A 6,071-nucleotide genomic window follows, 5' to 3' on the forward strand; every position below is an offset into this window, starting at 1 on the left:
GGGTTTAATAAAACCCTTATTTATTATCTGGCTGACAGGAAGTTATCAGAAGGAGTATTTCACACCAACGCGATAACGCGTTTGGCGTTCATCGGTGGTTTTACTGCCGGAAACGTTGCCGATGGCCATATAAGGAGACCAGTTTTTATCAAATTTATAGGTTAGCTTAAAATCATGGGTCCAGTCATAGCTTTCGTTATCCGCTAAAATAACCCCCGCGGAGTTGGCTTTTTTATAGTCCAGTTCATAATCGAGCTGATAATCTTTGAGGAATTTCCAGGAAAGAACGCTGGTCAGATTATAGCCGTTCTCCGAGGTGTCTTTAGACGTGCCGATATTGCCTGAATTGCGCTTGTAGTAAGGTCGGTAGCGCAATGAGGCGCTGACATCGTCGGTCAGATTCGCTTTACCGCGCAGGTAGGGACGATAGTTGTTTGAGGACGAACTGGTATCCAGAGAGAAGCCGGGCTCAATCTGGAAGGTTTTATTTATTTTATGCACATAGCTCGCCACCACTTCGGTGCCGTTACTCACGGTTTCATCATAGGCTTTATTTTTATCCTGCGAACCTTTCCATTTCCCTTCCAGCGACAGGCCAAAGCCATTGGCAAAACGGTGAGACATCAGCAGTCTGTCTTTATGATTATTGCCGGCTTTGTCATTGGTTTCATGACGATAATCAAATGTCACCGCGTGGGCAGCAATACTGATAAAAGGGATCGTGACTAATAATAAGGAACGAAACATAGGGTGCCTCTACTTTTTTTATTTTCCAAAGGTACAAGAAATTACCTGCCGTAAAGCAGGCAGAACGATACAAATGAAATTATTAGATGGTAGTGTGGTGCCGGGTGCCTCCCGGTGAATCAGGCGCTGACTTCCTGATTCGTCTATAAAAACGAAACGTCGATGAGGGCATTCCTCAATTCAGCATGACCCCGCCGCTTAGGGGGATTCACCACACATTATTCTTTATTCCCTGGTGATGACTAATTAGTACTGTCTGTAATTTTATTGAAAATTACTTTTACACAAAATGAAATGGTGTTTTGAGATCGAGATCTGAATATTAAAAATAGAGGGTAAATATTTTTTATGTCATTTATAAAGATAATCCTAATAATTAATTATTCTTTTAAATCAGCTGGTTGAGTGGTTTCTTTGGGTTTATTTTGCGTTTTTATTTGCGAATATAAGGATTTTTTGTGAATTGACGGTAATCTTATTCCTATATTTTTAAGCGCTCAGTTTGTTAAAACTTAAAAATAGTTCGATGGTTTCAATGGTTAAACCGAAGCCAGTACTGCCAATCCCTTTAAGCTAAACGAAAGCTAAACGGAAAAGAGGGCGGTATTGATCTGCCAGACTGACGACATAACACTCTCAGAAAAGCATCCATATGGAAGGATAATAAAAGACGGTAACCTCGGGACTTCAAGATGACTATTCATGGAAAGGATCGTGTATTTATTTCTGGCGTTGAGAATATAGTGCAGGAGCTGAGCGATGGCGCGGATGCCGGGTTAAGCAACTGCGTGTATGTCACCTGCGGGATGGATATCCAGGAGATATATGCTTTGTTCTTTCGCCATCCGCCGGAGCACTACGCCATCTTCATCACCTCTGAGCGCCATTTTGAGACCATCAACCGGCTGTTTCCGGGCCTGTTAAAGCTCTGTTTGTCAGAGAGGTTGACGGTCGAAGAGCTGCGTCAGGCGTTAAAAGTGATGGGCCTGTTATCGGCCCAGAACCAGAGCGTTGCTTATCTGCCCGATACGTTTAATTTTACCCATGCCGAGCAACAGATCATGAGGCTCAGTTTACGCGGCCATTCTCTGGATGATATTGCCCGTATCCGCGGGGTCAGCCCGTCCACGGTCAGCGTCCAGCGTACCCGGCTGATGAAGCGCATGGGAACCAAAAGCCTGCAGGAGCTCTGCTCCCTCTATGCGGCTATGCGTACCAGCGCTTTCTGAATAAACGCAGGGCTGGAATCTGGCGAAATTTGAGATATTATTCTGAGCCATTGTACTAGTTTAAAGGTTCAAAGTGATGACGTTTTCCACCCTTGCCGATGTCAGAAGCCAGATCGATTCGATTGATAGCGAACTGGTTAGCCTGATTGCTCAACGTGCTGAGTGCGTTAAAGCCGCTGCCGCATTCAAAACTGACCACTCCGCCGTTCGTGCTCCCGCGCGCGTGCAGCAGGTTATTGATCGGGTTCGCGAAAAGGCGGCTGCCGCAGGGTTACCCGAAGTGATTATTGAGAAAGTGTATCGGTCCATGATAGATGCATTCATTGAATATGAGCTTGAGAAACATAATCAGCTACAGCGGCAAAAAAGTAACGGTGTGTTGGGTGAGTGACCCACACGATATTCTCCTGGCGTGAAGGGTCAGTTAGCCTCATTCTGACCCCCGACGGGCTGCTAAGCTATTATCCCCACGCTCTGATAGCCAGTGCCGCGATATAGAGCCCGAATCCCCAGGCCAGATGTGTGAGCACGCTTAGCAAGCGAGCCAGCCACGGGCGAGGTGTTTGCGACGCCGCAATGCCGAAGCCCAATGCGGGCTGAAGTACGCTGCACGCAGCCGGAGCATAGGCATTGTGAAGAGTTTAAAAGGATTGTGGCGAGAGAGCTGAGGCTGGTCAGCTAATTAAGAACCTTATACTTTGACGAGAGCATAATGATGGAAAAAAATTTTACGCCTGAGCAAATCGAAATCATTAATCGCGTGGTTTTTGCGCGTATCGAGCATATGAAAGAGAAAGTGATTGAAACCATTGAGCAGACAGAGCGCGATGCGCACCAGCAGCTGGCGGATTGCGGGATTGATATGACCGATTTCTGTCCGGCTAATCAGCACTTTCTTATGATGACAATCGTCCAGACGCTGATAGATCGGGTGCACGGCGGCGACAGGGCCCTTGCCCGGAAGATAATAACCATGGAGGCGAAGAGACTGAACGTCAGCGTTAACGTTGAAGCTGATAGTTCGAGATAGCCTTGAGGCTGAGTCTGCGGCGGACCAGGAAATCCGCGCCCGTCGCCCGGCATCGCACCTTTACAGTTCGCGCAAACGCTCTGCGCTGTTATGCTAAAAACCCGGCAAGCCGCGCTGTAATGAGACCTGACCATGCCCGAACGCGAAAAAAACATCCATATTCAACCCTCTTCCTCTATCTCTCGAACGCATATTCTTCCGGCAATGCTGGCGATCGTCGTCGTATCGAGCCTGTGCGCGTTCGTCTCGCCGCCGCTGGGGCCGTGGCGCGAAATTTTGACCAATCCAGGGATGTATATCGATCTGCTGGCGCTGCTATTTCTGCTGTTTATGCTCTGGAGTTCGACCAAGGTGCGGATGAACCACGTGGCGGTTAACTGGGTACGCTACGGCCTGCTGCTGTGGATTGCCGGGGGCACTTTCGATCTGATGGACGAAATATTCCACCAGCCGCGCTGGATGGGGTACTACTGCGAAGATCTGCTGCGCCTGTCCGGCATGCTGCTGAGCGCGGTCGGGGTCTACAAAATTATTGAGCGCATCAATCTCCTGTACGTCGACGCGCGTTCGCAATCGCTCAAGGATGAGCTGACCCAGCTGCCCAACCGTCGCTTTTTTATCGACACCATCCGCGAGAAGGAGGGGCGCAGGCTGGCGCTGATGATTGTGGATATCGACTACTTCAAGAAAATTAATGACACCTGGGGACATCTGGTGGGGGACGAAGTGCTGTTTGCCCTTGGCAAACAGCTGGCGAAGCTTACCAGCGATAAGGTGTTGCCTTCGAGGATTGGCGGAGAAGAGTTTGCCATTATTGTCGATGGCCTGTCGGCGCAGGAAGTGGATGAACTGGCGCAGTCGATTTTGCAAAACGCCCGCGCGATCTTGATCAACCACGATAACCCGCTGTCGATCAGCATTGGCGTCGGTCTGCGCCATAAAGACGAGCCGCAGAACCTGTTTATTAAAAAGGTCGATGACGCGCTCTATAAGGCGAAAAATAACGGCCGCGGACGGGTTGAATGGGCCGCGTGAACTATCCCTGCTGCGCGCTGCGGCAGTGGCGACGATATTCGGAAGGCGAGCGCTCGGTGTAGCGTTTAAACACCCGGCAGAAATAGTTGCTGTCGACAAAACCGCAGTTGTGGGCGATCTCTTTGACCTTGAGGTCGTAGCCGCGCAGCATCTTTTTCGCCTTTTCCAGGCGGACGCTGGTGAGAAACTCATTAAAACCGACGGAGCCGGATTTCTGAAATATATGCGACAGGTAGTTGGGCGTAATATGAAAACGCTTCGCTACCGACTCGCGGGTCAGCGGCTGGGTGAGATGCTCTTCGAGATAATCCTGTACCGCCAGAAACAGATCGCGGCTGCGGCTGACGCGCATCTCCAGCCCGACCAGCTGCTCAAGGCAGTGGCTCAACAGGGCCGCGACCACCAGCCTGGCGGTTACCGGGTCCGGCTGCAGGCAGATTTCATTGAGCGACAGCAGCAGGTAGGAGCCCACGCGCGGTCCGAGGCGGGCGACGTTCTGCTTTTCCGTGCGCAGCTGCTTGCCGTCCCAGTGCTGAACGCAAAACCCGAGCTTCTGGCGACCAAACAGAATGCTTAACGTCGACGCCGGCGCGGTCCATTCCGGCAGCGTCCATTTACCCGCCTGAACGTAGAGCACCTGCGAGGCGGAGAGCATTGTCTCCGACAGCGGCAGCCCGCTCTCCTTAAGCTCACCCTCAAGCACAATTTCCAGCCGTGGGAAGGGCACCTTAAACGCCAGCTCGGGCTCGGAGATATCCGGGTCGGGGAACCTGACGTGCAGATTATCTTTCTGATTTACTAAACGATTTAAAATATCCGCCAGATCGTCAATCATTCCGTATGCCTTAGAAGAGAGCAATTATCCTGTTGATTATAATCTATTTTATCTGCACAGGCTTGTTCTGTGTCAGGCGGCTTGGCTAATGATTGCCCTGCAGGAAGGGGGAAAAAGCTGGATTTTGATGGCCATCACACTTTTCCCTGCCGCGTACGCTCGTCCAGTTTTTCGTAGTTTTGCCCTCATGTATTCCCGCCCGCCGCCGATTAGAGTTTGTTTTGTGTTATCGATAAGTTAAGGAATATAAATATGGAACAACAATCTGCGGTTTATCTGGATGCGCTGGGGGCGAACGTTGCGCTGAGCCCGGCAATGAAACAGGAGCTGGATACCCTGGGCTACACCGTCGTGCATAACGTGGCGGACGCGGAGTGGCTGGCGGCGATGCGCGCGCTTATCGACGCCATCGTCGAGAGAGAGGGCGATAATCTGGCGATCGAGCACCACCAGGAAGCGACGGCAACCCGCATCGCCAACCTGATTAACAAAGGCGCGATTTGGGAAAAGGTCTGGTCCCATCCGCTGATTCTCTCCGCCTGTCGGCATGTTTTTCAGGGGGATTTTAAAGTCTCCAGCCTGAACGCGCGGGAAGCGTTGTTCAACGGCGGCCATCAGCCGCTGCATGCGGACTGGAAAAAGCCGCGTCACGATTTTCCGAAAGTGCATCTGGTGAATACCATCTGGGCTATCGATGATCTGAGCGCTGAAAACGGCGCGCCGCGCATTATTCCCGGCACCCATTTGCGTCCGGAGCTGCCGGAAGCGGTGCTGGATGACCCGGAGCTGGCGCATCCTGATGAGGTGGTGTTCGCCGCGCCGGCGGGCAGCGTGATGATTTATAACGCCCACGCCTGGCACGGCGGGACGCGCAACCGCGTCGGCAGCAGAAGGCGCGTGCTGCACGGCTTATATATCGACAGAGCGGATACCGCGCAGCAGGATCAGCAGCGCTGGCTGACGCCGGAAACCGCCAGCCGCCTGACGCCCGCGCAGAAATGGCTGCTGGGGGTGGCGTAAAAATCGCATGGAATTGTAGCCCCGGTAAGCGCAGCGCGACCGGGGGAAGTCTGAGCAGGCGCGGTGCTATTTCCCCGGGCCGCGGCGCAAGCGCCTTGCCCGGGCTACAAAACGGCAAATGGCGGTGAACCTGTAGCCCCGGTAAGCGCAGCGCGACCGGGGGAAGTCTGAGCGG

7 protein-coding genes and 1 pseudogene are annotated in these 6,071 nt (G+C 52.1%); 5 read left to right on the top strand and 3 right to left on the bottom strand.

Going from position 1 to position 6,071, the window contains the following annotated elements:
• Nucleotides 1-45: 45 nt before the first annotated feature.
• Nucleotides 46-747 carry an oligogalacturonate-specific porin KdgM family protein gene (locus tag ABLU87_RS26010; protein ID WP_014228776.1) on the bottom strand — a complete coding sequence of 234 codons (702 nt, stop codon included), beginning with the start codon at nucleotides 745-747 and terminating at the stop codon, nucleotides 46-48.
• Between the two features lie 692 nt (nucleotides 748-1,439).
• Between ABLU87_RS26010 and ABLU87_RS26015 the strand changes: the two genes are divergently transcribed.
• On the top strand, nucleotides 1,440-1,976 hold the full coding sequence (locus ABLU87_RS26015) for a LuxR C-terminal-related transcriptional regulator (protein ID WP_014228777.1): 537 nt from the start codon (nucleotides 1,440-1,442) through the stop codon (nucleotides 1,974-1,976).
• 76 nt (nucleotides 1,977-2,052) lie between these two features.
• On the top strand, nucleotides 2,053-2,367 hold the full coding sequence (locus ABLU87_RS26020; RefSeq protein ID WP_025106234.1) for a chorismate mutase: 315 nt from the start codon (nucleotides 2,053-2,055) through the stop codon (nucleotides 2,365-2,367).
• Between the two features lie 70 nt (nucleotides 2,368-2,437).
• Here ABLU87_RS26020 and ABLU87_RS26025 read toward each other — a convergent pair.
• A pseudogene (locus ABLU87_RS26025) lies at nucleotides 2,438-2,581 on the bottom strand (DUF2938 family protein); the annotation flags it as partial.
• A gap of 110 nt (nucleotides 2,582-2,691) precedes the next feature.
• On the opposite strand from ABLU87_RS26025, the gene ABLU87_RS26030 reads away from it, so the two are divergent.
• Nucleotides 2,692-3,006: a hypothetical protein gene (locus ABLU87_RS26030; protein ID WP_047725087.1), complete on the top strand. Its 315-nt coding sequence runs from the start codon at nucleotides 2,692-2,694 to the stop codon at nucleotides 3,004-3,006.
• Between the two features lie 132 nt (nucleotides 3,007-3,138).
• Nucleotides 3,139-4,041: a GGDEF domain-containing protein gene (locus tag ABLU87_RS26035; RefSeq protein WP_025106240.1), complete on the top strand. Its 903-nt coding sequence runs from the start codon at nucleotides 3,139-3,141 to the stop codon at nucleotides 4,039-4,041.
• 1 nt (nucleotide 4,042) lies between these two features.
• On the opposite strand, the gene ABLU87_RS26040 is transcribed toward ABLU87_RS26035, so the two are convergent.
• A complete protein-coding gene (locus ABLU87_RS26040; protein WP_049082348.1) occupies nucleotides 4,043-4,876 on the bottom strand; it encodes an AraC family transcriptional regulator in 834 nt (277 codons plus the stop codon).
• A 252-nt stretch (nucleotides 4,877-5,128) separates the two neighbouring features.
• Here ABLU87_RS26040 and ABLU87_RS26045 point away from each other — a divergent pair, with 252 nt between their 5' ends.
• Nucleotides 5,129-5,896, top strand: coding sequence for a phytanoyl-CoA dioxygenase family protein (locus ABLU87_RS26045; protein WP_057174232.1), 768 nt, complete (start codon nucleotides 5,129-5,131; stop codon nucleotides 5,894-5,896).
• Nucleotides 5,897-6,071: the final 175 nt, after the last annotated feature.

It is taken from the genome of Klebsiella sp. CB_Kp196 (assembly GCF_040061575.1).
GTDB classification, from domain to species: Bacteria; Pseudomonadota; Gammaproteobacteria; order Enterobacterales; family Enterobacteriaceae; genus Klebsiella; species Klebsiella michiganensis.

Bases quoted from the DNA above. Each gene is read 5' to 3' on its own strand.
- ABLU87_RS26010 (WP_014228776.1), bottom strand. From the start codon at position 747: ATGTTTCGTTCCTTATTATTAGTCACGATCCCTTTTATCAGTATTGCT.
- ABLU87_RS26015 (WP_014228777.1), top strand. From the start codon at position 1,440: ATGACTATTCATGGAAAGGATCGTGTATTTATTTCTGGCGTTGAGAAT.
- ABLU87_RS26020 (WP_025106234.1), top strand. From the start codon at position 2,053: ATGACGTTTTCCACCCTTGCCGATGTCAGAAGCCAGATCGATTCGATT.
- ABLU87_RS26030 (WP_047725087.1), top strand. From the start codon at position 2,692: ATGGAAAAAAATTTTACGCCTGAGCAAATCGAAATCATTAATCGCGTG.
- ABLU87_RS26035 (WP_025106240.1), top strand. From the start codon at position 3,139: ATGCCCGAACGCGAAAAAAACATCCATATTCAACCCTCTTCCTCTATC.
- ABLU87_RS26040 (WP_049082348.1), bottom strand. From the start codon at position 4,876: ATGATTGACGATCTGGCGGATATTTTAAATCGTTTAGTAAATCAGAAA.
- ABLU87_RS26045 (WP_057174232.1), top strand. From the start codon at position 5,129: ATGGAACAACAATCTGCGGTTTATCTGGATGCGCTGGGGGCGAACGTT.